We start from the raw sequence: 1,753 nt of genomic DNA, 5'->3' as shown, positions 1-1,753 counted from the left end.
TAGCAAGTCTCCCTGGAGGATTAGCGTATGTAAACGTTTTGGCTTCAATGCTTTTTGGAGCAATCTCTGGTTCTGCAGTAGCAGCAGCCTCTGCAATTGGTTCTATTATGACAGATAGAATGGAAGAAGAAGGATATCCAAGACAATTAAGTGCTTCCGTAAACATTACATCATCAACTACAGGATTATTAATTCCCCCAAGTAATATTTTAATTGTTTATGCATTAGCAAGTGGTGGAACTGCATCAGTAGCAGCCTTATTTATTGCGGGTTATTTACCTGGAATTTTATTAGGTTTTGCTATTATGGGTTATATCGCTTTTATTGCAATTAGTAGACGCTATGCAAAAGGAGAACGCTCAACACTTAAAGAAATATGGACTTATTTTAGAAAAGCATTTTTTAGCTTATTACTATTGGTTGTTGTTGTAGGTGGTATTGTAGCTGGAGTTTTTACGGCAACAGAAGCTTCTGTAATTGCAGTTTTATATGCAGCAGTTTTATCACTAGTTTATGGTGATATTAAGGTAAAAGATTTCCCGAAAATATTATTATCGAGTGGAAAAACTACGTCAGTAGTAATGTTTTTAATTTGTACATCTATGGCAATGTCTTGGTTGTTCTCTTTTGAAGGAATTCCAGAAATGATAAGTTCATTTTTATTAGAATCTTTAAATAACAAATTTGCCATCTTTTTAGCAATTAACATCATTTTATTAATTGTTGGAACGTTTATGGATATGACACCAGCAGTGTTAATATTTACACCAATATTTTTACCAGTAGTAACTACATTAGGTATGCATCCTGTTCATTTTGGAATTGTAATTGTATTGAATTTATGTATCGGAATTTGTACGCCTCCTGTAGGAACTTTGCTCTTTGTAGGTAGTGGTGTCGCCAATGTATCAGTAACAAAAGTAATCAAGTCTTTAGTGCCTTTTTTACTAATTATGATAGCGGTATTAATGCTAATTAGTTTTATACCAGAAATCTCAATGTTTTTACCAAATTTATTCGAATTATAATATTAAAGTAATGCAAGAAATAATAGAAAATAAGAAAATTTTAAATAGAGAAAATCTTAATTTAACGCAAACGCCACCAATAAAAGTAATACAGTTTGGCGAAGGAAATTTTTTAAGAGCTTTTGTTGAATATGCTTTTCAAAAATTAAATAAAGAAGCAGATTTTAATGCAGGTATTGCTGTTGTGCAACCTATTGATAGAGGTATGGTAAACATGCTAAACGATCAAGATGGGTTGTATACGTTGTTTTTAAAAGGTGTTCAAAAAGGTGAAAAAATTCAGCATAAAGAATTAATTACAAACATTGTTAAAGGTGTAAATCCTTATGTAGATTTTAATAATTATATTGATTTAGCAAAAGAAGAAGAACTTCAGTTTATCATTTCAAACACTACAGAAGCAGGTATTGCTTATGTAGAAAGTGATACAAAAGAAATGCAACCACCAAGTTCATTTCCCGCAAAATTAACAGTATTACTGAACGAAAGATTCAAGCATTTTAATGGGGCTTCAGACAAAGGATTAACGATTATTCCTTGCGAATTAATCAATCATAATTCTGAGCAACTAAAAGAAATTATTCTAAAATATGCTAATGATTGGAGTTTAGGAAACGATTTCATCAACTGGATTAACAACGATTGTTCATTCCATAGTACATTAGTAGATAGAATTGTACCAGGTTATCCAAAAGACGAAATAGAAGATTATAACGCACAATTAG

The 1,753-nt window shown here is 31.3% G+C and carries 1 protein-coding gene and 1 pseudogene; both read left to right on the top strand.

Annotated features, from left to right (window positions below):
- Positions 1–1,028 (top strand): TRAP transporter large permease (locus ACTG3S_RS13095; RefSeq protein WP_439129788.1); only part of this gene is annotated, 1,028 nt, incomplete at its 5' end.
- Positions 1,029–1,038: 10 nt separating this feature from the next.
- Positions 1,039–1,753, top strand: a pseudogene (locus ACTG3S_RS13090) (tagaturonate reductase); the annotation flags it as partial.

The organism is Polaribacter sp., assembly GCF_965656025.1.
Lineage (GTDB): Bacteria > Bacteroidota > Bacteroidia > Flavobacteriales > Flavobacteriaceae > Polaribacter.
This window is presented reverse-complemented; position numbering and strand designations above follow the sequence as displayed.